26 protein-coding genes and 1 other RNA gene are annotated in these 26,134 nt (G+C 31.3%); 14 read left to right on the forward strand and 13 right to left on the reverse strand.

Annotated features, from left to right (window positions below):
• Position 1: 1 nt before the first annotated feature.
• Entirely contained in the window at positions 2-586 is a 585-nt protein-coding gene (locus tag HSX10_RS04285; RefSeq protein ID WP_173586970.1) for a hypothetical protein, read from the reverse strand.
• 4 nt (positions 587-590) lie between these two features.
• Positions 591-2,312: a DNA polymerase III subunit gamma/tau gene (gene dnaX / locus HSX10_RS04290; RefSeq protein ID WP_173586971.1), complete on the reverse strand. Its 1,722-nt coding sequence runs from the start codon at positions 2,310-2,312 to the stop codon at positions 591-593.
• 149 nt (positions 2,313-2,461) lie between these two features.
• On the opposite strand from dnaX, the gene rnpB reads away from it, so the two are divergent.
• Positions 2,462-2,798: RNase P RNA component class A (rnpB, locus tag HSX10_RS04295), an RNA gene on the forward strand.
• Positions 2,799-2,851: 53 nt separating this feature from the next.
• Here the strand turns inward: rnpB and HSX10_RS04300 are convergent.
• From HSX10_RS04300 to HSX10_RS04310, 3 genes are read right to left on the reverse strand one after another with little or no spacing between them, the layout of a single operon-like run.
• Positions 2,852-3,394, reverse strand: a complete 543-nt coding sequence (locus tag HSX10_RS04300; RefSeq protein ID WP_173586972.1) for an RsmD family RNA methyltransferase — start codon at positions 3,392-3,394, stop codon at positions 2,852-2,854.
• A complete protein-coding gene (locus tag HSX10_RS04305) occupies positions 3,385-4,200 on the reverse strand; it encodes a DUF3822 family protein (protein WP_173586973.1) in 816 nt (271 codons plus the stop codon). Before HSX10_RS04305 ends, HSX10_RS04300 begins: the two co-directional genes overlap by 10 nt.
• Before the next feature lie 2 nt (positions 4,201-4,202).
• On the reverse strand, positions 4,203-4,928 hold the full coding sequence (locus tag HSX10_RS04310) for a hypothetical protein (RefSeq protein WP_173586974.1): 726 nt from the start codon (positions 4,926-4,928) through the stop codon (positions 4,203-4,205).
• A gap of 153 nt (positions 4,929-5,081) precedes the next feature.
• Here HSX10_RS04310 and HSX10_RS04315 point away from each other — a divergent pair, with 153 nt between their 5' ends.
• From HSX10_RS04315 to HSX10_RS04345, 7 genes are all read left to right on the forward strand, one after another.
• Positions 5,082-6,521 (forward strand): ATP-dependent DNA helicase, encoded by a 1,440-nt coding sequence (locus HSX10_RS04315; RefSeq protein ID WP_173586975.1) that lies wholly within the window; start codon positions 5,082-5,084, stop codon positions 6,519-6,521.
• Positions 6,522-6,565: 44 nt separating this feature from the next.
• A complete protein-coding gene (locus HSX10_RS04320; protein WP_173587031.1) occupies positions 6,566-7,126 on the forward strand; it encodes a DUF4126 domain-containing protein in 561 nt (186 codons plus the stop codon).
• 77 nt (positions 7,127-7,203) lie between these two features.
• Positions 7,204-7,917 (forward strand): 3-deoxy-manno-octulosonate cytidylyltransferase, encoded by a 714-nt coding sequence (kdsB, locus tag HSX10_RS04325; protein WP_173587032.1) that lies wholly within the window; start codon positions 7,204-7,206, stop codon positions 7,915-7,917.
• On the forward strand, positions 7,908-8,612 hold the full coding sequence (locus HSX10_RS04330; protein ID WP_173586976.1) for an HAD family hydrolase: 705 nt from the start codon (positions 7,908-7,910) through the stop codon (positions 8,610-8,612). The genes kdsB and HSX10_RS04330 overlap by 10 nt, the downstream gene beginning before the upstream one ends.
• Positions 8,613-8,615: 3 nt before the next feature.
• A complete protein-coding gene (locus HSX10_RS04335; protein ID WP_173586977.1) occupies positions 8,616-9,239 on the forward strand; it encodes a CatA-like O-acetyltransferase in 624 nt (207 codons plus the stop codon).
• Between the two features lie 41 nt (positions 9,240-9,280).
• Positions 9,281-10,363, forward strand: a complete 1,083-nt coding sequence (locus HSX10_RS04340) for an iron-containing alcohol dehydrogenase family protein (RefSeq protein WP_173586978.1) — start codon at positions 9,281-9,283, stop codon at positions 10,361-10,363.
• 60 nt (positions 10,364-10,423) lie between these two features.
• Complete coding sequence (locus HSX10_RS04345; protein WP_173586979.1) at positions 10,424-10,978, forward strand: 1-acyl-sn-glycerol-3-phosphate acyltransferase; 555 nt, start codon at positions 10,424-10,426, stop codon at positions 10,976-10,978.
• A gap of 51 nt (positions 10,979-11,029) precedes the next feature.
• Here the strand turns inward: HSX10_RS04345 and HSX10_RS04350 are convergent, their stop codons facing one another.
• The 3 genes from HSX10_RS04350 to HSX10_RS04360 form a co-directional block, all read right to left on the reverse strand.
• Positions 11,030-11,506 (reverse strand): nuclear transport factor 2 family protein, encoded by a 477-nt coding sequence (locus HSX10_RS04350; RefSeq protein ID WP_173586980.1) that lies wholly within the window; start codon positions 11,504-11,506, stop codon positions 11,030-11,032.
• Between the two features lie 137 nt (positions 11,507-11,643).
• Entirely contained in the window at positions 11,644-12,090 is a 447-nt protein-coding gene (locus tag HSX10_RS04355) for a hypothetical protein (protein ID WP_173586981.1), read from the reverse strand.
• Positions 12,091-12,125: 35 nt separating this feature from the next.
• The gene (locus HSX10_RS04360) at positions 12,126-13,214 is read right to left on the reverse strand and encodes a heparan-alpha-glucosaminide N-acetyltransferase domain-containing protein (RefSeq protein WP_173586982.1); all 1,089 of its coding nucleotides are present in this window, start codon (positions 13,212-13,214) and stop codon (positions 12,126-12,128) included.
• Between the two features lie 220 nt (positions 13,215-13,434).
• Between HSX10_RS04360 and dhaK the strand changes: the two genes are divergently transcribed.
• From dhaK to ptsP, 3 genes are read left to right on the forward strand one after another with little or no spacing between them, the layout of a single operon-like run.
• Positions 13,435-14,502, forward strand: a complete 1,068-nt coding sequence (gene dhaK / locus HSX10_RS04365) for a dihydroxyacetone kinase subunit DhaK (RefSeq protein WP_173586983.1) — start codon at positions 13,435-13,437, stop codon at positions 14,500-14,502.
• A gap of 38 nt (positions 14,503-14,540) precedes the next feature.
• Positions 14,541-15,176 carry a dihydroxyacetone kinase subunit DhaL gene (gene dhaL, locus HSX10_RS04370; protein WP_173586984.1) on the forward strand — a complete coding sequence of 212 codons (636 nt, stop codon included), beginning with the start codon at positions 14,541-14,543 and terminating at the stop codon, positions 15,174-15,176.
• 17 nt (positions 15,177-15,193) lie between these two features.
• Entirely contained in the window at positions 15,194-17,674 is a 2,481-nt protein-coding gene (gene ptsP / locus HSX10_RS04375) for a phosphoenolpyruvate--protein phosphotransferase (RefSeq protein WP_173586985.1), read from the forward strand.
• A 275-nt stretch (positions 17,675-17,949) separates the two neighbouring features.
• On the opposite strand, the gene HSX10_RS04380 is transcribed toward ptsP, so the two are convergent.
• The 3 genes from HSX10_RS04380 to HSX10_RS04390 all read right to left on the reverse strand — a co-directional run bounded on the left by HSX10_RS04380 (position 17,950) and on the right by HSX10_RS04390 (position 21,718).
• The gene (locus HSX10_RS04380) at positions 17,950-18,600 is read right to left on the reverse strand and encodes a peroxiredoxin-like family protein (protein ID WP_173586986.1); all 651 of its coding nucleotides are present in this window, start codon (positions 18,598-18,600) and stop codon (positions 17,950-17,952) included.
• 150 nt (positions 18,601-18,750) lie between these two features.
• Positions 18,751-20,898: a M3 family metallopeptidase gene (locus tag HSX10_RS04385; RefSeq protein WP_173586987.1), complete on the reverse strand. Its 2,148-nt coding sequence runs from the start codon at positions 20,896-20,898 to the stop codon at positions 18,751-18,753.
• A 106-nt stretch (positions 20,899-21,004) separates the two neighbouring features.
• On the reverse strand, positions 21,005-21,718 hold the full coding sequence (locus HSX10_RS04390; protein WP_173586988.1) for a peptidylprolyl isomerase: 714 nt from the start codon (positions 21,716-21,718) through the stop codon (positions 21,005-21,007).
• A 2-nt stretch (positions 21,719-21,720) separates the two neighbouring features.
• Here HSX10_RS04390 and HSX10_RS04395 point away from each other — a divergent pair, with 2 nt between their 5' ends.
• Together HSX10_RS04395 and HSX10_RS04400 are read left to right on the forward strand one after the other, a co-directional pair.
• Positions 21,721-22,365, forward strand: coding sequence for an NUDIX hydrolase (locus tag HSX10_RS04395; RefSeq protein WP_173586989.1), 645 nt, complete (start codon positions 21,721-21,723; stop codon positions 22,363-22,365).
• Between the two features lie 49 nt (positions 22,366-22,414).
• Positions 22,415-23,215, forward strand: a complete 801-nt coding sequence (locus tag HSX10_RS04400; protein WP_173586990.1) for a lysophospholipid acyltransferase family protein — start codon at positions 22,415-22,417, stop codon at positions 23,213-23,215.
• Positions 23,216-23,298: 83 nt separating this feature from the next.
• On the opposite strand, the gene HSX10_RS04405 is transcribed toward HSX10_RS04400, so the two are convergent.
• Positions 23,299-23,931, reverse strand: coding sequence for a DUF8845 family protein (locus HSX10_RS04405; protein ID WP_173586991.1), 633 nt, complete (start codon positions 23,929-23,931; stop codon positions 23,299-23,301).
• Between the two features lie 4 nt (positions 23,932-23,935).
• The gene (locus tag HSX10_RS04410) at positions 23,936-24,430 is read right to left on the reverse strand and encodes an RNA polymerase sigma factor (RefSeq protein WP_173586992.1); all 495 of its coding nucleotides are present in this window, start codon (positions 24,428-24,430) and stop codon (positions 23,936-23,938) included.
• Between the two features lie 303 nt (positions 24,431-24,733).
• On the opposite strand from HSX10_RS04410, the gene HSX10_RS04415 reads away from it, so the two are divergent.
• Positions 24,734-26,005: an NAD(P)/FAD-dependent oxidoreductase gene (locus HSX10_RS04415; RefSeq protein WP_173586993.1), complete on the forward strand. Its 1,272-nt coding sequence runs from the start codon at positions 24,734-24,736 to the stop codon at positions 26,003-26,005.
• Positions 26,006-26,134 lie beyond the last annotated feature (129 nt).

The following is a 26,134-nucleotide window of genomic DNA, read 5'->3' on the forward strand; positions in this document are numbered from 1 at the left end:
ATCATTTTACTTCAATTTGAACAATATTTGACTTTCCTTTACTATTTATAAATAGAGTGTGAGAGGCCGACTTATCTGACTCAGGAATAGCATATAAAATATCTATAACGACCATGTTTTTATAAGTGGGATCATCATTAACCTGAATAAATTTTAAAATAGCTAATTTATCAAAATTATATAAATCTGATCCCTCAACTAAATTAGGGTTATAGTTAAAGGCTTTATTTACTTTTTCTTTATTAAAATTCTCTTGGTAAATTACCTTTTCATTTTTGGAGACGGTAATATCAAATTTGAAATTTCTATAGTATGTTTGGTAGTTAATAGTGTCTTTTATTTTAGAGAATAAAACGCTATTAGACATATCTGTATAGGTTTTGATTTTTACGCGGTAACCGTTGCTTATTAAGGTATCTACTTCGTGTTCAAAATAAGTATCAGGGATAAAGACGTTAGTTTCTAGATTAACGGTTTTTTTAAATTCTTTTACACTTTCAGATAAAGCTTGAGATTTAGATTTTCTGTTTTCACAACTTGTAAAACCAATAACTATAATTATTAAGAAGATTAAATAGTTTTTCATAGTATTAAATGTCTAACCCAAATGTCTGTCTCAATATCTCAATATTTGGATTTTTTTCTTTTAGTTTTTCATACTTTTCCTGAGGTGTGTATGCGAATTTTTTTGCAATTTCCTCATTAACTGTAATGTCTAATTTAAGATCGTAGTTAAGTAGTTTTTTCTTTATAAAAGACATTAAAGGAGATTCAGCTCGTTCTAATTCAATCTTATTTGTAGTATTAGAATACGTTAAATGAATGGTAGTGCCTTCTAATTTTGGATGATCCATTTGTAAAATGGATGCCATAATTTTTTCGCCTTTTTTATCCAATTGGTCCGTGTACTCTTTCCAAGCTACTGATAAGGCTTCTTGTGTTACGGGTTCTTTTGGTAAGTTATCTTCATCAATAACCACATCCATTTGACGTAGTTGGTGTTCTTTTTTTTCTCTTATACTTTTTAAAGAAAAACCTGAAGTACGTTTACTCGGTTGATCTAGTGATATTTTAGGCGTAGGAGTTGGTGTAGCAACCGTTTCTTTTTTTTTAGCTGAAACTGCTGGTATCGTTTTTTGAGATTCAGAATGTTTAACTTCTGTAGGTTTTGGTTTTGAAACAGAAATAGGTGTAATACCCTTTGCTCTGAAATACGAAGGTGGAATTATGAAATGCTTAGAATTTTTTTTTTCTCCATCAAAAGTGATAGAGGCAAGTTGCATAAGTGTTAACTCAACGAGTAAGCGTTGATTTTTACTGGTCTTATATTTGAGATCGCAGTCATTGGCGAGCCGTATACCTTCCATTAAAAACTCATGTGATGTTTTCTGAGATTGTTCCTGATATTTAAGACTGGTGTCTTCTCCAACTTCAAGTAAAGGAATCGTCACTGGGTTTTTGCAGACCATTAAGTCTCTAAAATGAGAAGCTAAACCAGCAATGTAATGATGCCCGTCAAATCCTTTAGAAAGAATAGTGTTGAATTGCACTAGTAATTCAGGAATCTTATTCTCTAAAATAAAATCCGTACTTGTAAAGTATGTTTCGTAATCTAATACGTTTAAGTTTTCTGTAACAGCTTGTCTGGTTAAATGTTTACCAGAGAAACTTACAACACGATCAAAAATAGATAAAGCATCACGCATGGCACCATCTGCTTTTTGAGCAATAATATGCAATGCATCATCTTCAGCTTCAATACCTTGTTCTTTTGCTATATATTTAAGATATTCTTTAGCGTCAGAAACCGTAATACGTTTAAAATCAAAAATCTGACAACGCGATAATATTGTTGGAATGATTTTATGCTTTTCCGTTGTTGCTAAAATAAAAATACAATGTTTAGGAGGCTCTTCTAATGTCTTTAAAAAAGCATTAAAAGCTGCTTGAGACAACATGTGTACCTCATCAATAATATAAACTTTATATTTTCCTACTTGTGGAGGAATACGAACTTGGTCGGTTAAGCTTCTAATATCATCTACAGAGTTATTAGAGGCGGCATCGAGTTCAAATATATTAAAAGCAAAATCTTCATCTTCACTTGTATTGCCATCACTATTTATCATTTTAGACAAAATACGAGCACATGTTGTTTTACCAACTCCTCTTGGTCCTGTAAATAATAAAGCTTGTGCTAAGTGATTGTTTTCAATAGCATTCAGTAAAGTATTAGTAATAGCTTGTTGGCCTACAACATCCTTAAAGGTTTGTGGTCTGTATTTACGAGCCGATACTACAAAGTGTTCCAATGCTTACTGAACTTATTTTACACCTTTCGGTGCTGTGAGATTAATTATTTTTGAATACTGAATTACAAATTTAAGAATAAGGAATTAAATGGTCTTTATAAGTCGTGAAATTTAATATGAGTTATTAACAATTTATGTATTTTTGCAGGCTAGTAGATCGCCTTATCGATTCTAAATTTATTTAGGGTAGGAAAGTCCGAACACCATAGTGCAATCATAGTGGCTAACAGCCATCCATCGAAAGGTGAGGAAAAGTGCAGCAGAAAGTATGTACAGGTAATGCTGTAGTGAAACCAGGTAAACTCTATGTGGTGCAATGTCATGTATACTAACGTTTGAGCGTACACGCGCGATTGTTAGAGGGTGGGCAGCTAAAGTTTGCTGGTAACAGTAAGCGTAGATAAATGATAAGGGCTTTTTTTTATTTTGAAATTTATTTCTTAAAAAGAAAAAGTACAGAATTCGGCTTATAGATTTACTTAAACAAACAAGCTTCATGTTTTTTTACATGAAGCTTTGTTTTTTATATGTTATAAAGGTTAAGATTTATATTCAAAAAAACTGAACATATTACCACCGTAACTTTTTGAATAAGCATAATTTTCTAAATGACTTATGTCGGTATGTTTAGAATGTTCTACAACTAATATACCCTCGTCTTCTAGTAATTCATTTTTGAACACTAATTCTGGAATCTTAGAAAAAGCTTCAACATCAAAATCATAAGGAGGATCTGCAAATATAATGGTATGCTTTAGTTTCGATTTTTCAAGAAACTTAAAGACATCACTTTTTATAGTGGTGATATTCATTTCAAAATCTTCTGCAGTTTCGTTAATAAATTTAATACAACCAAAATGAGCATCAACAGCTGTGACTGTTTCTGTACCTCTTGAAGCAAACTCGTAACTAATATTACCAGTACCAGAGAAAAGATCTAAAACAGAAATGTCATCAAAATAATATTGATTATTTAGAATATTAAATAAGGCTTCTTTCGCCATATCTGTAGTTGGTCTTACAGGTAATTTTTTAGGAGCCGATATACGTCTGCCTTTAAATAATCCAGAAATTATTCGCATTCAAAGGAATTTAAAATTAAAAAATATTGATATAAGTTGTTTTTGTCTATGCTGTCTGCTATTGAAAACGGATACTCTTTATTAATGAAGTTAACATATCTTACATAGTTATATAGTAAGTTATAAAGTTCATCTTCTAATTCTATATTACCAGATAATTCAATAGGTGTTGTCTCTGTATCTAGTTTTAATTGTTCAAAAACAAATAAGATATAATAAAGAAAATCTTCTTTACTATGATATTCAAAAACATTAAAGAGTTGAAGTTTATTGTTTTCTACAACAAGTAATTCAACTGTAGTTTTATTAATGTTAATGAAAACTATCGGTGTTTCTTCAGCTTTTACATTTTGTAAAATAGAATCTATTAGTATGCTTGAAGAATGTTTGTATTCAAATTCTCCAAAGGTGTCAAAAATATAATTATTGATATTTACGTAAGGTACATAAACATTTACGCTTTTATTAAAAGGAATTTCGTCTTCTGTAATAAAATCGTTTCGTAATATTTTTGAATTAAATTTTAAATAATCGGCTTTATGGCTAGCGTCGTATAATTCTTCAGGAACTAATGTAGATAATTCATTTTGATGTATAACATATACAGCATTGAAGTCGTCTGAAAAAACAATGTTACTACTTAGTTCTGTTTTTAAATGACAGAGAACCTCGTCTGGAGTCTGTTTTTGCTCAAACGGAATCATTTTGAGAAACTCAATAGTATTTTGAGTTTTGTTTAGTATACAAAAAGAAAGCCCATTCAAATTAATTTGAATGGACAGCTCTTTAATATTATTTATTTTCAAACTTATTCTTTATTTGTGTAACTTTTTGGCCAGTTTCCTTTAGTGAATACTTCATCCATAGAACCTACTTTTAAAGAAGTTCCGTTAACACCATCTACAGATATTACTTGATTTTCTTTTTCTATTAAGTATGATTCTTGGCCATCTAAGATAACCGATTTTTCTATACTTGCTTCAAAAACAGGGAATTCATCAATTTTGCCTGCTTTTAATGTAAATTTAGCACCTTCTTTACCAATACCAACATTCATCATTTTTTTGTAACGATCACTTCCCTTAAATAAAGAATCTTTAACAGAGTAGTAACTTAAGGTATCAATAAGTGTAAGTGTCTTCATTGTTTCAACACCTCCAAAAGCAGCAGTACGCTCTTCATCTAATACTAAAGTATCACGTCTTTGTGTAATTGGAACTTTACCAGTTTCAACAAATTTAATTAGAGTATCAAAGTTATCAGTGTAAGTTCCTTTAACATCTTTATATGCTAATTCAGAATCTCTAATATCAATAAGACGATCAATAACTACAGCAAAACGCTTTTCTTTCAATTGGTTAAATGCAATTTCTCTGTAAACAGACATGTAGGTGATATAACCTAGAAAAATAATTAAACACCATAATAATATGTTTAATACAGGTTTTATTTTCTTAGGAACAAATTTGTCAATTAACCATACAATTCCTACGGTTAAAATTATAATAACTACAATTGCTATAATTACTTTCATACTAGTTTTATTTATTAGGTCTATCGCAAATCTACAATTTTTTTTTGGTGCTAAAAACTATCTAAAAAAAAAAAAATAATAATTTTGAACTTAATTGATTTTGAGCTTAAAAAATAGAGAATAATATTACCTTGCTCTCTATATATATTATCTATGATTTCTAATGCCTCAGCATTCTATTCTTTATTAAAATCTAAATTCCCATTTACGCCAACATCTAAGCAAGATATGGTGTTAATGCAATTATCTCAGTTTATTTTTGATACTAATAAAAGCTCTATATATTTATTAAAAGGTTATGCCGGTACAGGTAAAACAAGTATAATTGGTACTGTGGTTTCTAATCTATGGCAAGCTAAAAAAAGTGCTGTATTATTAGCACCAACTGGTCGTGCTGCCAAGGTGATTTCTAACTACTCTAAGAAAGAGGCATTTACCATTCATAAGAAAATATATTTCCCTAAAAAAGATAAAGGTGGTGGTGTCAATTTTGTCATTCAACCTAATAAACATGTTAATACTATTTTCATTGTAGATGAAGCTTCAATGATTCCAGATACACCTTCAGATTCACAATCATTTGATAGTAATTCGTTACTAGATGATTTAATGTCTTATGTATATTCTGGTCAAAACTGTAAATTACTTTTAATAGGTGATAAAGCACAGTTACCACCTGTAAAATCTGATTTAAGTCCTGCATTAGATGAAAATAAACTTAGTTTAAATTATAATAAGGATGTTATAGGTCTTGAGCTAGACGAAGTGGTAAGACAAGAGCAAGGTTCTGGTATTTTGAGTAATGCAACAGAATTAAGGGCTGTTTTAGATTCTAATTTCTACGAAAGTTTTAAATTTGACTTAAATGGTTTCACAGATAGTGTGCGTTTAATTGATGGTTACGAAATCATGGACGCCATTAATGATGCTTATAGTGAAGATGGTTACGAAGAAACCGCCATTATTGTTAGAAGTAACAAACGTGCAAATATGTACAACCAGCAAATTCGCCAGCGTATTTTGTTTAATGAAACAGAACTTTCTTCGGGCGATTATTTAATGGTCGTTAAGAATAACTATTTTTGGATTAAACCAAATACGGAAGCAGGGTTTATTGCCAACGGTGATATTATTGAAGTTCTTGAAATATTCAGTATCAAAGAATTATATGGGTTTCGATTTGCTGAAGTAAAAATAAGAATGGTAGATTACCCTAATATGAAACCTTTTGAAACTGTATTGATTTTAGATACTATTGAAGTTGAAAGTGCTTCATTAAGTTATGAGGAATCTAATAGGTTATATCAAGAAGTTTCAAAGGATTATGAAGATGAAACAAAATATAAACGCTTCTTAGGCGTAAAGAATAATAAGTTCTTTAATGCTTTGCAGGTTAAGTTTTCATATGCTATAACCTGTCATAAATCACAAGGTGGGCAGTGGAATACCATTTTTGTAGAACAACCGTATTTACCAAATGGAATGGATAGAGATTATATTCGTTGGTTGTATACCGCAATTACAAGAGCAAAAGGAAAACTTTATTTAATTGGTTTTAAGGATGAAATGTTTGTAGAAAAAGAAGAATATTAGAAACATCTCTTTTTGCATTTATGAGCTGATTATAAAAATAAGAAATCATGATAGAAACAATTTTAAGTATCTTTTTGGGTATCGGACTTTCGGCTTCAGTAGGTTTTAGAGTGTTTTTACCTTTATTTGCTTTGAGTTTAGCCGCCTATTTTAATATTTGGGAGTTAAATGAATCTTGGATGTGGATTGGTAGTACAACTGCTGTAATCACACTCGGAATTGCCACTATAGTAGAAATTGTGGCTTATTATATACCTGTAGTAGATAATTTATTAGATACCATTGCTATTCCCTTAGCTACAGTTGCGGGGACAGCAATTATGGTTTCTACAGTTGCAGATTTAAGTCCTGTAATAACTTGGGCTTTAGCTATTATTGCCGGTGGAGGAACTGCTGCTGCCGTAAAAAGTTCTGCAAGTGCTACACGATTGGGTTCTACCGTATCGACAGCTGGTTTTGGTAATCCTATTGTTTCAACCCTAGAAACAGGATCCTCCGTCGTAATGTCTATTGTGTCAATCTTTTTACCAATTTTAGCGATTATTTTAGTTGTCTTTTTATTTTATATCGTTCATAGACTCTATAAAAAGATACGGAGAAATTGAATGATATTAGCTTTAAAATCTTACTTTTGAAGTTGAATACTTTCATGACACAAATTACATAGATGAAAATTATATCCATGATTCCTGCACGTTATAGTGCGTCGCGTTTTCCAGGTAAATTAATGCAAAACCTAGCTGGGAAATCTGTTATCCTTAGAACTTATGAAGCTACCGTAGCCACTAAATTATTTAGTGAAGTCTATGTTGTTACAGATAGTGATATTATTTATAATGAGATTGTAAATAACGGAGGAAAAGCTATTATGAGTAAAACAGAGCATGAGTCCGGCAGTGATAGAATAGCAGAAGCTGTAGCAGATGTAGATTGTGATATTGTAGTTAATGTACAAGGTGATGAACCTTTTACGGAAGGCGAAAGCTTAGCTAAAGTACTCGATGTTTTTAGAGACGATGAAAAGAAGGAAATTGATTTAGCTTCTTTAATGGTAGAAATAAAAGATTGGGACGAAATTAATAATCCTAACTCCGTAAAGGTAATTGTAGATCAAGAGAATTTTGCTTTATATTTTTCACGTAGTCCAATTCCATATCCTAGAGATAAAGAAGTAGGAGCACGTTATTTTAAACATAAAGGAATTTATGCTTTTAGAAAAGAAGCTTTATTAGATTTTACTGTTTTACCTATGAAGTTTCTTGAGGCTTCAGAAAAAATTGAATGTATACGTTATTTAGAATATGGTAAACGCATTAAAATGGTTGAAACCGAGATTCAAGGTGTAGAAATTGATACACCAGAAGATTTGGAAAAAGCAAAGCGTTTGTGGAAGTAGATTATAAAAACATAAAAGTTATAGGTTTCGATGCCGATGATACGCTTTGGGTTAATGAAACCTATTTTAGAGAAGCTGAAGAGGAAGTTGGTGCCTTGTTATCTCATTTTGAAACACCCAATAAAATAGATCAAGAACTTTTTAAAATTGAAATTAAAAACCTACCAACTTACGGTTACGGTGTAAAAGGTTTTATACTTTCAATGATTGAATTAGCTCTAGAATTATCTAATAATACGGTTTCTAACGGCATTATTGGCAAAATTTTAGAGATAGGAAAAAGTATGATTAATAAGCCTATTGAATTACTTGAAGGTGTAGAAGAAGTTCTTATTGAGCTTTCTAAAGATTACAAGTTAATCGTGGTTACAAAAGGAGATTTATTAGATCAAGAACGAAAGTTAGAGAAATCTGGACTTTTAAAACATTTCCACCATATTGAGGTGTTAAGTGAAAAACACGATACCAATTACAGACAATTATTAAAACGTTTAGATATAGAACCCAAATCATTTTTAATGATAGGGAATTCATTAAAATCAGATGTTTTACCATTAGTAAAAGTAGGAGCACAGGCAATTCATATGCCGTTTCATACCACATGGCAACATGAAAAAGTTACAAAAAAAGAAGCTAATGGTTCAGAGTATACAACCGTTGAGAAGTTAACTGAAATTTTAGATTTATTTAATTAAGATTTGAAAATAATCAATAAGCATACCTGGAATAGACGTCCTCATTTTGAGTTTTTTAACACATTTGTAGATCCTTTTTTTAGTGTCAGTTTTAAGGTAGACGTAACTAAAGCTTATCAGTTTTCAAAGGTTAATAATGTGTCTTTTTTTGTTACATATTTACATGCAACCATGAAAGCTATAAACGAAGTTGAAAATTTTAGATATAGAATAAATGAGGCTAATGATGTTGTTGTATTTGATACAATTCATGCGGCTCCAACAATATTAAGGCCTAATAAAACATTTGGATTTTCGTTTGTTAATTATGAAGAAGATATTTTTAAGTTTCAAGCTAATTTTTTAAAAGAGAAAGAAAGAGTATTTAATACAAATGGTTTGTTTTCAACCGTGAACTCTATGGATTGTGTGCACTGTTCATCTTTACCATGGATAGATTTCACTGGACATAAAGAACCGTTTAAGGGAGATAAAGATTCCATACCTAAATTAGCCTTTAGTAAAATGAAAAATTTAAGCTCAAAAAAAGAAATACAAGTAGCTATCAGTGTTAACCATGCATTGGTAGATGGCTACCATGTTGGACTTTTTAATGAAAGGTTACAATTTCATTTAAATTGTCAATAAATAGAAACTAAGTTATTATTTTTGTTAAAGATATAAAGTAAATGAAATTCAAAAATTATCCAATGGTGTCCAGCGTTGTCTTTGGGCGAGGAAGTTTTAATCAACTTGATGAAATTCTAGCAACAAAACGAAAAGGACAAAATGCACCATTTATATTTTATGTTGATGATGTTTTTAAAGGCAATCATTGGCTAACTTCTAGAATAACACTATCCTATAAAGATAAAATAGTGTATGTGCCAACTTTACATGAGCCTTCTACAGATCAAATAGATCAATTGGTTGAAGATGTTATTTTAGAGCACAGTGAATTACCATCGGGAATTATTGGTATTGGTGGAGGTATTGTTTTAGATACTTCAAAAGCGGTGTCTTTAATGCTTACCAACAAGGGAGAATCTAAAGATTATCAAGGTTGGGATTTAATTAAGCAACCTTCAATATACCATGTTGGTATTCCTACACTATCAGGAACAGGAGCTGAAGTTTCTAGAACAACGATTTTAACAGGGCCTGTAAGGAAATTAGGGATAAATAGTGATTACACACCTTTTGATCAGGTTATTTTAGATCCTGAATTAACTAAAGACGTGCCAAGAGATCAATGGTTTTTTACAGGGATGGACTGTTATATACATTGTATAGAGTCTTTAACCGGTACTTACTTAAATGCATTTAGTCAAAGTTATGGTGAAAAAGCATTAGAATTATGTAAAGAGATCTTTTTAGAAGATACGCTTAGTAAAGAAGAAGCACAAGATAAGTTAATGATGGCATCTTGGCACGGAGGTATGAGTATTGCTTACTCTCAAGTAGGTGTTGCACATGCAATGAGTTATGGTTTAGGTTACCTTTTAGGGATTAAGCACGGTGTAGGTAACTGTATTGTTTTTGATCATTTAGAAGATTATTACCCTGAAGGTGTTGCCATCTTTAAGCAGATGAAAGCCAAGCATAATATTCAATTACCTCAAGGTATTTGTGCCGATTTAAGCCAAGATCAATTTGATAAAATGATTGATGTTGCTTTGAGTTTAGAGCCACTTTGGGAAAATGCAATTGGAAAAAATTGGAAAACAATTATAACAAGACAAAAACTACTAGATCTGTATAAAAAGATGTAATTCTTAAAAAGTATTACCCTTAATTAGGGCTTAATAAATTAATTTAATACATAGTTCTAGATGCGCTGGTTAGCAAAATTTATATACTTCAAATTATTAGGGTGGAAAGTAGTAGGTAATACTAACTTTTCAAAAGATAACCTAAAAAAATCTATTATAATTGCGGTGCCGCATACCAGTTGGCACGATTTCTATATTGGTGTACTACTTAGAAAAATAGCAGATGTTAAAACTAATTTTGTTGGTAAGAAAGAATTATTTGTTTGGCCTTTAGGCTATTATTTCAGAGCTGTTGGTGGACGATCACTAGATAGAACTTCTGGGCAGAATAAGGTAGATGCAATAGCGAAATTATTTGAGTCAACAGATGAGTTTAGACTAACATTAGCGCCAGAAGGAACAAGAAAAAAAGTTAAAGAGTGGAAAACAGGATTCTATTACATTGCTAAAAAAGCAAATGTGCCCATTATTATGTTTACTATGGATTTTAAGAATAAGCAAAATAAGATTTCAGAACCTTTTTATCCAACCGATGATATTGATGCGGATTTTAAAGCCATGAAAACCTTTTTTAAAGGTGTGGAAGGAAAGGTTAAGGAATATAGTTACGATTAATATAACGAGATTAAATATTAGCTTATTTTGAGCCAAACAATAAAAAGCTGTCTAATTAGACAGCTTTTTCTTTACGATATAAGCATCTAAGGCAGAATTTGTCTGAACCTGAACTTTGTTTTTAAAGAATTTCATTCCTCCAAATAAAAGTCCCTTAATTCCCATAGCTTGTTTTGCCCATTTGTGTAAGTTAAATTCATCCGTATGCTTTATGATTAACCCATCTTTAAATTCAAATGAGGCATCAACTTTATTATGAACTTTTCGTCCTGTTTTGCTAAAAACGTATTTAGCTTCCCAGTGTGCAGAACCGTTATTTTCTGTAGTTTCTATTTTTGAAAATTCAACACTAAAGTTATCTCCATTTTGTGATCCACATAACATTAACCACATTGCTTTGGCACGTTCTCCTTCTAAAATACCAAAAGTAGGATCTTTAAATACTACATCGTCATGGTAGCAAGAAGCCATTGTTGGACCATCACAATTATTTAAAGCAGTATAAAATGTTTCTAAGATGTTTTTCATGAAATAATGATAATTAATTATAAAACCAGCTATTATAAATATACGTAGGTATAGTGTTGTTATTTCTAATTCTCTTATCGAATGGGATCTAATTGCTATGAAAAGGAAATGGTCGTCTAAATATAAGATGACCTTTTTTATTCAATAATAATTTTATTTCTAAAACCTATATCTGTACGTTCGTCAAATATAAAATCAAAATAACTAGCGCTTCTTTGTGCTCCAATAATAACTGTTGTAGCTCTACCAATTTCAAATCCAGATTTATTATATACTTTGGCAGTTACATTGTCTTTAAAATTTTCCTGAAAAATAAGATATAAAGTAAGTTTGTTTTTCTTGTTATTAGATTGGCTATCTATGCTATAAGTTCCGGTTTTTAAGCCTTTATTTTTTAGGCTTTCAGAGAGCTCAATTTTACAATCTAAAGTATTATCTACTCCTTTAGAAATACCATCAAAAAATTCTGTAGCAGTTTCTCCAACAACTTCTCCACCTCTGTTAATACCTTCTTTGGTTTTGTCAGCAAGGCGGTTACAAGAGAAAAAAATTAAGAGCAAAGTAATTGATAGGTATGTTTTCAAAATTGCGTTTTTTATTTAAAAATGATTTTATCAGACTATTTATTTATTCGGTCCATTAGTTTCTGTATGTTAAAATACAAAAAAGCATTTGTTTTAACATAGTAAAAGGAAATGAAGCAGACAACAGCAAGAAAAATTATAGCTCCTATAATAGCTTGTAAAGGATCTAGTGATCGTCCAATAATTGTGTTTAAGCCAAGTCCTGTAAAACTACCATAAATGATAATAAAGTGAATTACATAAATTGATAATGTCTTTTGACCAATTCTTAGAACTAGCGGTTGTTTAACATAGTTTTCAGCTAAATAAAATATAGAGAATATCACTAAGACATTTCCTAGCCTAATAAATAAATAATTGTAGATAGCAATTTCTGTAAATAAAGGGATATTAAAAATTGAATCAATAAGCAGAAATAAATCAGACGATAAATGAATTAAGATTATCCCTACAATAAAAAAGCTAGATACAATAGTTGTCTTAAATTTAGGATGCTCTATATATTTATAAAATAAAGTTGAAATAAAAGCTCCAAAAGCAACATAGCCAAACCAAGGAATAATATTAAACACAGAACCATTTGCTTTAATAAAATAGTTTGAAATAAATAAAGGGATTCCAGGTAATTCTAAGGTTCTATAAAGCGGTTCTGTTATAAAAATAGAGAAGCCTAATACAAACATTGTGATAGAGAATAGTAATGTTTTTTTCAAGACTAGCTTATAGATAAATACAATTAAAATTAAAGATAATCCAATACATTGTAAGACATCAACAACAAGGAAGTAATCGTTGAATATCCCTAAAAACCATTCAAAAATAGGAGCTCGTAATAAATAGCCTATGCCAATAAGCATCAAACCTCTACTTAGCCCTTTGTGAATGCGCTCTTTAATTTTTCCTTTTTGTTTCGCTTTAATTAATAAAAAAGAAAAGATAAGACCAGAAATAGTGAAAAAAGTAGGAGCTGTAATTCCTCTAAAATACTCCCAAATTCTATATGCTGTATAGCTATGATCTCTGTAGGTCGTTTCTAAAAGTGTATCTATGAAGTGACCTTGTAACATCATTAGGATAGCAAATGCTCTTACAGCATCAATAAAGTATAGTCGATTGGTACTCAAAAATTAGTTTTTGGAGTGTAAAGGTAGTTTTTTGTGTTGAAATTAAAATTTTTTGTGTTTCAAAATTAAATAAGATATGAGATGATATGAAAACACAGATTTATTATAAGGTTTTTAAGAGTAATAAAATTATAAAATGTTACCTTAGTAGATGTAAAAAAATAGCGTTTTTACTTACAAATAAAGAACTAATAAATCAACAACAAAATATTTACTTATCATGAAAAAACTTATCAATAAAGTAGAAGATGTAATTACCGAACAAATGGAAGGTATGGCAGCTGCACATGCAAATATTCAAATAAATTTAGAGCCCAAATATGTTTGGCGTACTAAAGAAACTAAAAAAGGAAAAGTTGCTATTATTTCAGGAGGAGGTAGTGGTCATGAACCTATGCATGCTGGCTTTGTAGGTGTTGGTATGTTAGATGCAGCTTGCCCAGGAGAAGTTTTTACGTCGCCTACGCCAGATCAAATGTACGAATGTGCTAAAAAAGTAGAAAATGGTGGTGGTGTGTTATTTCTTGTGAAAAATTATACAGGAGATGTTATGAATTTTGAAATGGCTGCAGAAATGCTAAATGGAGAAGGAATTAAAACACAAAATATTTTAATTGATGATGATGTAGCGGTAAAAGATAGTCTTTATACAGCAGGAAGACGTGGTGTTGGTACAACAGTAATTATGGAAAAGATTGTTGGTGCAGCAGCAGAAGCAGGTTATGATTTAGAACAATGTGCAGAGTTAGCTAAAAAAGTAAACTCAAGAGGACGATCTATGGGTATGGCACTTACTTCTTGTATCGTACCAGCAGCAGGAAAACCAAATTTTGATATCGCTGAAGATGAAATAGAAATAGGAGTTGGTATCCACGGAGAACCGGGAAGAAGAAGAATACCAATTACAACAGCCGATGAGATTACAACGATTTTAACGGAAGCCATTTTTGAAGATAAAGATTACTCTAGACTATTAAGAGATTGGAATTTTGCAACAAATGATTGGGAAGAAAAAGAACTTGTAAGCAAAGCTTTTACTTCAGGAGATAAAATGATAGCTTTAGTAAATGGGTTAGGAGGTACACCTTTATCTGAACTGTATTGTGTTTACCGTAAACTAGATGAAATTTGTAAAGCAAAAAATGTAGAACTGTCTAGGAACCTTGTTGGTTCTTACATTACAGCATTAGATATGCAAGGATGTTCTATTACACTTGTACGTGCAGACGAAGAAATACTTAAGTTTTGGGATGCAGCTGTAGATACACCAGCATTACATTGGGCTTAAAAACATTTTAGAAATAATATTGACAAATTAATAGCAGAATGGAAACAATAAAACTATCACAACTAATCACTTGGTTAGAGAAAATTGCAGCATATATGCAGGAAAATAAAACATATTTAACAGAACTAGACTCTGCAATTGGAGATGCCGATCATGGTTTTAATATGGAGAGAGGCTTTCAGAAAGTTATAGGTAAAATAGAAGAATTAAAGCAGAGTAAAGATGCTTCTGTATTACTTAAAAATACAGGAATGACTTTAATCTCGAGTATTGGAGGTGCATCAGGTCCACTTTATGGAACTTTTTTCTTACAGGCTAGTATGGTGTTAAAGGATAAAAATGAATTAACGTTAGAAGATTTAAAGTCTAGCTTCGAAAATGGTTTAAAAGGAATAAAGTCTAGAGGTAGAGCAACTACAGGAGAAAAAACGATGATAGATGTTTTAGAACCTGTGGTAACAACTTTAATAACAGCAGTAGAACAGAATTTAACGATTAGTGATGCACTAACAAATATGTTGGCGGCTGCAGAAAAAGGGATGAAATCAACAATTGATATGCTTGCCACTAAAGGACGCGCTAGTTATTTAGGAGAGCGTAGTGTAGGGCATCAGGATCCTGGAGCAACCTCAAGCTATTTTATCGTTAAAGCATTAAAGGAAAGCATCAATTAAAGTTTCTAAAAACAAATATGGTAAGCATTGTTATTGTATCACATAGTAAAAAATTAGCAGAAGGTGTTAAAGAATTAGCCGAACAAATGTCTCAGAATAAGGTTAAGATTGCTGCTGCTGGTGGTCTTGATGACGAATCTAGTCCTATAGGAACAGATGCTTTTAAAATTATGGAAGCGATTGAACTTGTAGATTCTGAAGATGGTATTCTTGTTTTAATGGATATTGGTAGCGCCGTAATGAATGCCGAGTTGGCAACAGAAATGCTTCCAGAAGAAATTATGAAAAGAGTACTGCTTTGTGAAGCTCCTTTAGTTGAAGGTGCTATTGCTGCAGCAGCACAATCTATGGTTGGTGCTAATTTAGAAGCTGTGGTTAAAGAGGCTAGGAGAGGTCTACAGGGAAAGCAAAGCTTAATTGGTCCTCAGGAAGTAGAAACGGAATTAGAGACACCAATACTTACTAATGGTAAAGAAATTAGCATAACGGTCCCAAATAAACTGGGGCTTCATGCTAGACCAGCAGTTAGACTTGTAGAAATCACCAATAAGTTTAATAACGAGGTTAGCGTAAGTGTTAATAATAAACCATTTGTTTCTGCAACTAGTATTAGTCAAGTAGGTACACTTGGAGCAAAAAAAGGAGATATTCTTGTTTTTAAAGTTAAGGGAGATGAGTTTTTAGAGTTTGAAAAAGCATTAAAACAATTTGAATTTGACAATTTTGGAGATACAAAAGAAGATGTTTTTAAGAAGGAAGAAACTAAAAAAACTTTAAAAGTTAGTGCTTCTAATGACGATTGCATTCAAGGAATTTCTGCTTCTAAGGGAGTTGCTATCGGTAAAGCAAAAGTGTTTTTAAATACATCTATTTCTGTAGATGAAGAGATTGTAGAAAATAGCTTAGATGAGATTAGTAAATTTCAAAAGGCTATAAAAAATATAATTTCGGAAACGGAAGCTATAAAGGAGAAAACTTTACGTTTACATGGTAAAGAGAATGCTGAAATTTTCAATTTTCATTTGTTATTATTAAATGATAATGAAAAATTAAAAGAAGTAGAAAAATTAATAACAGAGAATCATTTTAGTGCATCTTATGCTTGGTTTAAAGTCTTTACCAATTTAGAAGATATGTATAAAAACATGTCGGATCAATATCTAAGAGAGCGTGCTTCCGATATTGTAGAGATAAGGAATAAAGTAATTGCTGAAATTTCGGGTTCTCAGGAAATGGAAATTACGCTCAGTGAACCTTCCATATTAGTTGTAAATGAAATCGGACCAGCGCAAACCTTAAGTTTAGATATTGATAACGTGTTAGGGATAATTTCTCAAAAAGGAGGAGAAACATCACACGCTACTATTTTGGCAAGATCATTAGGTATACCGTCTATAACAGGTTTAGAAAATAGAATAGATGGTATTAGTAATGGAGATATTATTGGAGTTGATGGCACTAATGGAATCATTTATTTAGAAAAAAATCATCCTGAAAAAATTAAAGCACTACGAGAAGAGAAGAAGGTTGAGGAAGATCTATTTAAAGAAAGTTTATCAAAAGCTAAGCTTCCTGCATTAAGTAGTGATGGTATAGAATTTCAAATTTTAGCAAATATAAGTAGTCCAAAAGAAGCAGAAAAAGCATTCGCTAATGGTGCAGATGGTATAGGATTATATAGAACTGAGTTTCTATATATGAATAGAGAAATACCACCAAAAGAGGACGAGCAATATGAGATTTATAAGCAGGTTTGCGAGAATATGCAAGGGTTGCCTATAACCATTAGAACTTTAGATGTTGGAGGAGACAAACCTATTCCGTATTTAGGTATTCCAGAAGAAACAAATCCATTTCTTGGTTTAAGAGGTATTCGTTACTGTCTAAAAAATAAAGTTATTTTTAAAGCACAACTTAGAGCTTTATATAGAATATCAGCAGATTATAACATACGTGTTATGTTTCCAATGGTTGGTATGTTAGAAGAAGTTATTGAGGCTAAAGAAATACTAGCAGAAGTTAGAAAAGAATTAGACGCAGAGCATATTGCTTACTCTAAAGAAATGAAAATAGGTATAATGGTTGAGGTTCCTTCGGTAATTTTTATTTTACCTCAGTTAGCTAAACACCTAGATTTTTTAAGCATTGGTACCAATGACTTAACGCAATACCTTTTAGCAATGGATAGAGAGAGTACTTTTTTATCCAAACACTACAGTGCTTTACATCCAGCAGTCTTAAATGCATTATTAAAAATAATAGCTACAGCAAATAAAGAACAAATAGATGTTAGTTTATGTGGAGAGTTAGCTAGTAATCCTAAAGCTACAGCTTTATTAAGTGCATTAGGTTTACGTAAATTTAGTGTGTCAGGTCCTGTAATTCCAAGGGTTAAAGAAGCTATAAGAGTTATGGATGTTTCAAATAATAATAAAATATTTAAGGATATTATAGCATGTAATACTTTAAACGAAGTAGAAAAGATGATCCATATATAATTTGTGAGGATTTAAAATAGTCAAATAGAATATAATTGACTTGTTAGAGGATTAACTTTTAAGTTTTACAACTAATTTAAATAAGAAATTGAATGATTTTTTTGCTGTTTACTTTGTGTAGATATTAAAATTAGTATGACTGTTTTAGATATTTAAAATCAGAACAACCTTTTTTATCTATAATTCCCAAAAAAATGTTTCACATCATATAAAAATAATTTTAATGACGTTTAATTATTTTTATATGATGTGATTTTTTGAGAAACAATAAGCTTCTAAGATAAGTTCTCTAAGGCCTTAATAATTTCATCAGGTTCAGAGCGTGTTCTGTAATCTACATTAACATAGCTCCATTTTACTATTCCGTCACTTCCTAATATAAAAGTTGCCGGAATCGGTAATATAGTATCATTTCCGTTATTGATCTTTTTTAAATCAAGATTACGATCTACTCGCATATGTTCCATTAAAAATTCTGGAACTTCCCAAGCAACACCATATTGAGAGGCTACTTTAGCATTTTGGTCAGATAATATAATAAACTCCATTTTACTTATTTCATCATTTGTCAATGTGCCATCTGGTGTTTCTGGGCTAATAGCAACCAATGTGGCTCCTAATGCTTTAATTTCACTTAGTTTTGCTTGAAGTGCTCTAAGTTGTAAGTTACAATATGGACACCAGCTACCACGATAAAATGTAACAACAACTGGGCCTTTGTCAATAAGATTAGATAATGAAATTAAATTTCCTTGAGGATTGGGAAGCTTGAAATCAGTAGCTTTTTCTCCGGTTTTAATGGCGTTTTTGCCTTGTTGAAATTCTTTTGCTTTAGTAATAATATCATCAACACCTTTCATGAAGTTAGGATTGTTTTTTCTTCCCATTTCAATTTTAGCATCAGTTTGTTCTCTTAGTTTTTTCATTCTTTTCCTTTAGTTATGTTGTGTCTTAAAGTTTTTAGTTAAGCTTTATTTTTAATAAAGAATAGCCTGATTAAATCAAAAAAAAACAATAGCAGTCTAAGCTTATAATAAGCTAGACTACCATTGTTCTCTGTAGATATATCCTTTAATTTATTCAGTTATAGGAAATCCACGATCTCTCATTAAAGCTTCAATATTAGCATCACGTCCTCTAAATTTTCTGTAAGCTTCAGCAGGATCCATAGCATTACGTGGAGCAAATAAATATTTCAATAATTTATCTGCAACGGCTTTATCATAAAATCCACCTTCTGCTTCTTTAAATGCTTCAGCAGCATCACTTGTTAAAACATCTGCCCACATATAACCGTAATACGCGGTAGCATAACCTTCACCAGAAAATACATGTCCAAATTGTGGTGTTCTATGACGCATTGGCAATTCTTTAGGCATCCCTAATTCGTCTAAAGTTTCGCGCTCAAAAGTATCAATGTCAATATTTGATGGATCTGCTAAGTGTAATTTCATATCCATTAATGCAGAAGCTAAATATTCTGTAGTTCCAAATCCTTGATTAAAAGTTGAAGCTTTCTTTATTTTTTCAACTAAAGAAGCCGGAATCGGTTCGCCTGTTTTGTAATGCACTAAATATTTACTAATTACTTTATCTGTAGATAACCAGCGTTCTAATAATTGCGATTGAAATTCCGTATAATCTCTAACACCACCGTTTAAAGTTGGGTATTTTACATCTGCAGAAAAGAAATGTAAGGCGTGGCCAAACTCATGAAAAAACGTGGTAGCATCATCCCAAGATACTAAAACAGCTTCTCCTGGTGCAGGTTTTACAAAGTTAGAATTATTAGAGGCTAAAACATTTTTTTCGCCTTCAAATGAATCTGAACTTCTGTAGGTCGTTGCCCAAGCTCCAGAACGTTTACCTTGACGTGCATAAGGGTCTAAATACCATAAGCCAATATGTTTACCCGATTCTTTATTGGTAACTTCCCAAACCTTTACATCTTCATTAAATACAGGAACAGAACCTTCTGCAACAGGTGTAAATTTGTAATCAAACAATTCGCCTGCAACAAAAAACATGGCTTCTCTTAATTTATCTAATTGTAAGTATTGTTTCACTTCATCGCTGTCTAAATCATATTTCTTTTTACGTACTTTTTCAGCATAATATCTGTAATCCCATGGTTCTATAGTAATATTGTCACCAAGTTCATTAGCTACGGTTTGCATATCTACAACTTCTTCTTTTACGCGTGCAGTTGCAGCTGGCCAAACAGCCATCATTAAATCCATAGCATTTTCTGGTGTTTTTGCCATTCTGTCTTGTAAACGCCATTCTGCATAATTAGCGTACCCCATTAAGCCTACACGTTCTTTTCGTAATCTTAATATTTTTGCGATGATTTCGTTATTATCAAATTCGTCACCGTTATCACCTCTAGAATAGTAGTTTTCCCAAACTTTTTGTCTCAATTGGCGTTCGGTAGAATAGGTAAGGAACGGATCCATTGAAGATCGTGTATTTGTAATAGCATATTTTCCTTCTTCACTTTTATCTGTCGCTATTTTTGCAGCAGATTTTATAAAACCATCAGATAAACCTCCTAATTGATCTTCGTTTAAATAGGTGATGTAGTTTTCTTCGTCGTGCAAAACATTATTTGCAAAATCCGTATAAAGCGATGATAGCTCTTTGTTGATTTCTGCATAGCGTTTTTTCTTTTCTGCATCAAGATTAGCGCCATTCATCTCAAACTGTTTGTAGGTCAAATCTACAACACGCTGTGCTTGTGATTCTAAAGGTGTTTTTTGAGAGACGTCATAAACGGTTTTTATACGTTGAAATAGTTTTTCGTTTTGAGAAATCTGAGATCTAAAATCAGATAGTTTAGGTGCTAATTCTACTTGTACAGCTCTAAGTTCTGGAGAAGATATATTACTCCCCATAACACCGTAATAGGTATTTACACGGTCTAAAGCTTTACCAGCACTTTCCATGGCAACAATAGTGTTTTCAAAAGTTGCAGGTTCTGTGTTGTTAGCAATAGCATCAATTTCTGCTAGATTAAGCTTCATGGCTTCTTCCATGGCTGGTTTAATGGCTTCAACAGAAATTTTATCAAATGCAGGAACACCATCATAAGGTCCTGTCCATTCTTGGATAAGTACATTATCGCTCATAGCTTTTTCAGTTGTTTTAGGACTACTATCTTCTTTGCAGCTTGCTAAAAGAATCATACTGCAAATAATAGTAGATGTAATGGATTTATTTATCATGGGTAATCATTTTGGTTTATTGAATAGAGGTTGAATTATATCAAGGAAACAAGATACTGAAATTACAGATGATGTTTCTCAATTTTTTGATAATTTATGTGTATTTTTAGTTAATCAATTCTACTTTTCTAATATATACATTACTCAAAGGCCAATCGCCTTCATCTGTTTTTACATTAGCAATTTTATCTACAACGTCCATACCCGAAGTAACTTCACCAAAAACAGTATAATCTCTGTCTAAATAGTTTGCACCTCCCTCTCGTTGAATAATAAAAAACTGAAAAGGTGAGGCTAATTTGTAAGCATTTTCAATTTCACTACTTGGCATAGATATCGCACCTCTTTTGTGTGTGTAACCTCTCTTGGTGTCCGGTGGTAACAAGTAATGTCCTATTTTTTTTCGTCTTTTAGCAATATTATAATCATCACTACTACCGCCTTGAATTACAAAGTTTTTTACCACTCTGTAAAATTGGGTGTTGTTAAAATAATTGCGTTTAGTGAGGTAAACAAAATTAGCTCTGTGAAATTTGGTTTTATTGTATAATTGAATTTCAATAATGCCAAAATCGGTAGTGATTCTAACTTTATCTTCAGGATTTTCTTTTTCATATTCTAAAAAGAATTCCATAGCATTGTTATCAGTAAGCACTGGGAATTCTGGCTCTGTTTTTAATTTTGGTTTACTTTTAATTTTAGAAATGATAGAATCTTTTGCAATGGACGTGTTTTTATCTTTTGAAGTTTGTTTATCTTCACAACTCATAAGTAATAAACCAATGCCGATAACCATCGGGAATAATAATTGAAATTTCATAAATGCTATTTAGTCGATTTTTAGAATCCGTAGTAAAAATAAAACATCTTGAGCTTCTTGGCGAAGAGTCTCATGCTAAAATGTCTCCACCTTACCGGTTAGAATTGGCAGATAAAATGAGAGAAAAGTCAGAAACAACTAGGAGAGCAGGTGTTATGGCATTGTTTTATCCTAAAACGAACGACGAAACTTATCTGGTTCTTATTCTTCGTAAAACTTATAAAGGCGTTCATTCTGGGCAAGTTGGGTTTCCTGGCGGGAAATATGAAGATGAAGATGAAAATGACTTAAAGGAAACGGCTATACGAGAAACGGAAGAGGAAGTTGGAGTTTCTCGTACACACATTAATGTTTTAAAAGCGATGTCTCCTATATATGTACCACCGAGTAATTTTATGGTTTATCCTTTTGTGGGGATTTCTGAAGAATATTTAATTTTTACAAAACAAGACGAAGAAGTAGAAGCTGTGATTGAAGTGAAGTTGAGTGATTTTTTAAGTGAAAGTAATACGTTAACTACATTGGTGCCAACATCTCTAGGTGTTAGAGTCGATGTGCCTGCGTTTAAATTTAACGGTCATATTGTTTGGGGGGCAACAGCAATGATGCTTGGTGAGATTAAAGACTTGTTAAAAATCGCCCTATAATTTAACATTATGTTTACATTTGTGATTAAGATAAACTAGAATTATTATTATGGGATTATTTAAAAGAAATCCTTTTGGACATATACTTTGGGTTAAAAAATGGTTAATTAGAATCTTGGGTGCTTTAACGCATCGTCGTTTTAGAGGTTTTAATGAACTACAAATTGAAGGCTCTGAGATTATTAAAGATTTACCAGAAACGAATGTTTTGTTCATTTCTAATCATCAAACTTATTTTGCAGATGTAATCTCTATGTTTCATGTATTCAACGCAAGTTTGAGTAATCGTGAAGATTCTATTAAAAACATCGGTTATTTATGGAACCCGAAGCTTAATATATATTATGTAGCGGCTAAGGAGACTATGAGATCAGGACTTTTACCTAAAATTTTGGCTTATGTAGGCTCTATTAGTATTGAGCGTACTTGGAGATCACAAGGTAAAGATGTTAATAGACAGGTGAAAATGAGCGATATTTCTAGTATCGGAAAAGCGCTAAATGATGGTTGGGTTATTACATTTCCACAAGGAACAACAACTCCTTTTAAACCTATTAGAAAAGGAACTGCGCATATTATAAAACGTTATAAACCTGTAGTTGTACCAATAGTAATTGATGGTTTTAGACGTTCTTTTGATAAGAAAGGACTTAGAATTAAAAAGAAAAATATCTTTCAGTCTTTTGAAATTAAACAACCGTTAGAAATAGATTACGAAAATGAATCTATTGATAGTATTGTAGAAAAAATAGAATATGCTATTGAACAACATCCTTCATTCTTAAAAGTTATTCCACAAGATATCCTTGAAGAAAATGAGCGTTTAAATAGAGAATTACGTGATATGTAATTAAAAAGATTAAGTTTTAATTTACACAAAAAAAGTCAGCAATTTAATTGCTGACTTTTTTGTTTTGATACATAGTGTTATTTTTAAACTTCTAGCTTCTTTAGTTCTTTATAATTTCTGTTTAAACGCTTAATTAAAATTCCATATATTAATTTGTAAAACAACCATATAACAGTTAAGAAAACAGCAGTAAAAATTATTACTATTAAAAGCATTATGGCTAATTGGGCAGAAGAAGCTGTACTTATTTGTTTAGAAAGTTCAGGATGTTCGCTTATGGAGAAAGAAAGCGAAATAGGAATACTTATTAGCGCTAATAACAGGTTATAAATCACATAGTATTTGATTATTTTTCTCGTTTTTAAAATGCTTTCCATTAATTTTTTAGCATTATCTGTTACAGAGATTGCTTTGTGTGCTTTCCATAAAAGATAGATAAATAAAATAATAACAGAATAACTTATTATGTTTAGCCCAATATAAACCCAACTATGACTCATTTCTTCAAGTTGCCCTTTCAAGCTATCTGAAAGTACAAATGGGAGAAAGTTTATCAATATCCAAAAGACCAATTCTGCCATACTAATGTAAAATAATGTTTTTACAATGGTAGACGATTTTTTGTGGCTCATTTTATAGATATCACTATCTGAAAATGACTTATATTGATTGTCGGATTTTTTCCAATCCTTTTTTAATAATTCTAATTCATCCATAATGTTACGGATTTAGTATGGTTCTTAATTTCTTTTTTACGCGATTCATCTTCACTCTTGCATTAACTTCCGTTATACCTAATGTTGCGCTTATTTCTCTGTAGTCTTTGTCTTCTAAATACAAGAAAACTAATGCCTTTTCAATATCATTTAATTGATGTACTGCTTGATACAAGAGTTTTAATTGTTGCTCTTCTGTATCATCATATTCTTCAGCCTTTATTTTGAACTCTACAGCATCAAATTCTTGTGTGTTAATACGTCTTTTCGATTTCCTGTATAACGTAATTGCTGTATTTAATCCCACACGATACATCCATGTACTAAACTTTGCCTCACCTCTAAATTTAGGATAAGCACGCCATAATTGTATGGTAATTTCTTGAAACAAATCGTTATGAGCATCTGCATTGTTAGTGTATAAACGACACACTTTATGTACAATGTTTTGATGCTTTTGCAATTGTTCTACAAAACTATGTTCTAGTTCTTTGTTCAATTATTGAAATGGTTGGTTAACTTATTAGTAGTAAGAGTAACAGTTTTGTTACAAAAATATTTAATTATTATGCTAGGAGAATTTAGAGATTTACTTTTTATATTAAATTTAACTTCTAAATATTGGTGTTATAATTACCCTTTTGTGAATTTAGAGACATAAATATTATTAAATTTTTAAAAATATCCATAAAAATAAGCATCATTGTTTTTTTTACAGATTTTATGATTTTTTGTTAAATTATTAGGTGCTTTTCTGATGTGATAAGTTGTATTTTTGGGGTATAATTTCAATACTTATTTAATGAATATTCCTCAGTCTAACCTACCGAGAATCGTCATAATAGGCGGTGGCTTTGCAGGTGTGAATCTAGTAAAAACATTAGCGAATAAAAATGTTCAAGTTGTGCTTATAGACAGGCATAATTATCACACATTTCAACCTTTATTGTATCAGGTCTCTAGTTCTGGTTTAGAACCAGGGTCTATTGCTTATCCCTTGAGGAAGATAATTAAAAAGCACGATACTACTTTTTTTCGTTTAGCAGAAGTTGAACAAATTTTACCCGAAAGTAATGAGGTTATTACTTCAATAGGAAATTTATCTTACGATTTTCTGGTGGTTGCTACTGGGACAAAAACAAATTATTTTGGTAATAAAGCTATTGAAACCAATAGCATGCCAATGAAATCTGTTCCGCAAGCACTAGATATAAGAAGTCTTATTTTAGAGAATTTTGAAAATGCAGCCATTGCAAAAACTAAAGAAGAACGTGAAGCTTTTTTAAATTTTGTTATCGTAGGTGCTGGACCAACAGGAGCAGAGCTTGCGGGAGCAATTGCTGAATTAAAGAATAATATATTACCTAGAGATTATCACGATTTAAACCCTGATGATATGCACATTCATTTACTTGAAGGAGCAAGCCGTGTTTTGCCTCCAATGAGTGAGCATGCCTCTAAAAAAGCATCAAAATTTTTAAATAAATTAGGGGTTAAAGTACATTGTAATACTTTTGTTAAGCATTATGATGGAAAAACGGTAACAACGAATTCTGATTTGGTATTAGAGTCAGAAACTTTAATTTGGGCAGCCGGAGTTACAGGAGCGCCAGTTCAGGGATTAAAAGCAGATGTTATTTTAGAAAGGCTTAACCGCTATAGTGTAAATCAATTTAATCAAATAGAAGGTTATACTAATATTTTTGCTCTTGGTGATATCGCTTTAATGACTACGGATGCTTATCCAAAAGGACATCCACAAGTTGCTCAACCAGCTATTCAGCAAGGAAAGTTATTAGGTAAAAACTTGTTGAGGTTATTAGAAAATAAACCCATGAAACCTTTTGTTTATAGAGACAAAGGTTCAATGGCAACTATTGGTAGAAATAAAGCTGTTGTAGATTTAAAACACTACAGATTTGGTGGTTTCTTTGCGTGGTTTATTTGGATGTTTGTACATTTAATGTCACTAGTAGGTTTTAGAAACCGTATTATGGTACTCTTCAGTTGGACATATAGTTATATTAACTTTGATAAAGCTGCAAGACTTATTATTAGACCTTATAAGAAGTAGTTTTATTTAAAAACATAAACCAGTAAAACAAATAGTTTTACTGATTATAAATTAGAGTGAAGCCGTTATTAAATAATATTAATAACGGCTTTGGTTTTAATATACTTTAGTGAATTAAATATTGATTTC

Origin of the sequence: Winogradskyella undariae (assembly GCF_013285155.1) — a bacterium.
GTDB classification, from domain to species: domain Bacteria; phylum Bacteroidota; class Bacteroidia; order Flavobacteriales; family Flavobacteriaceae; genus Winogradskyella; species Winogradskyella undariae.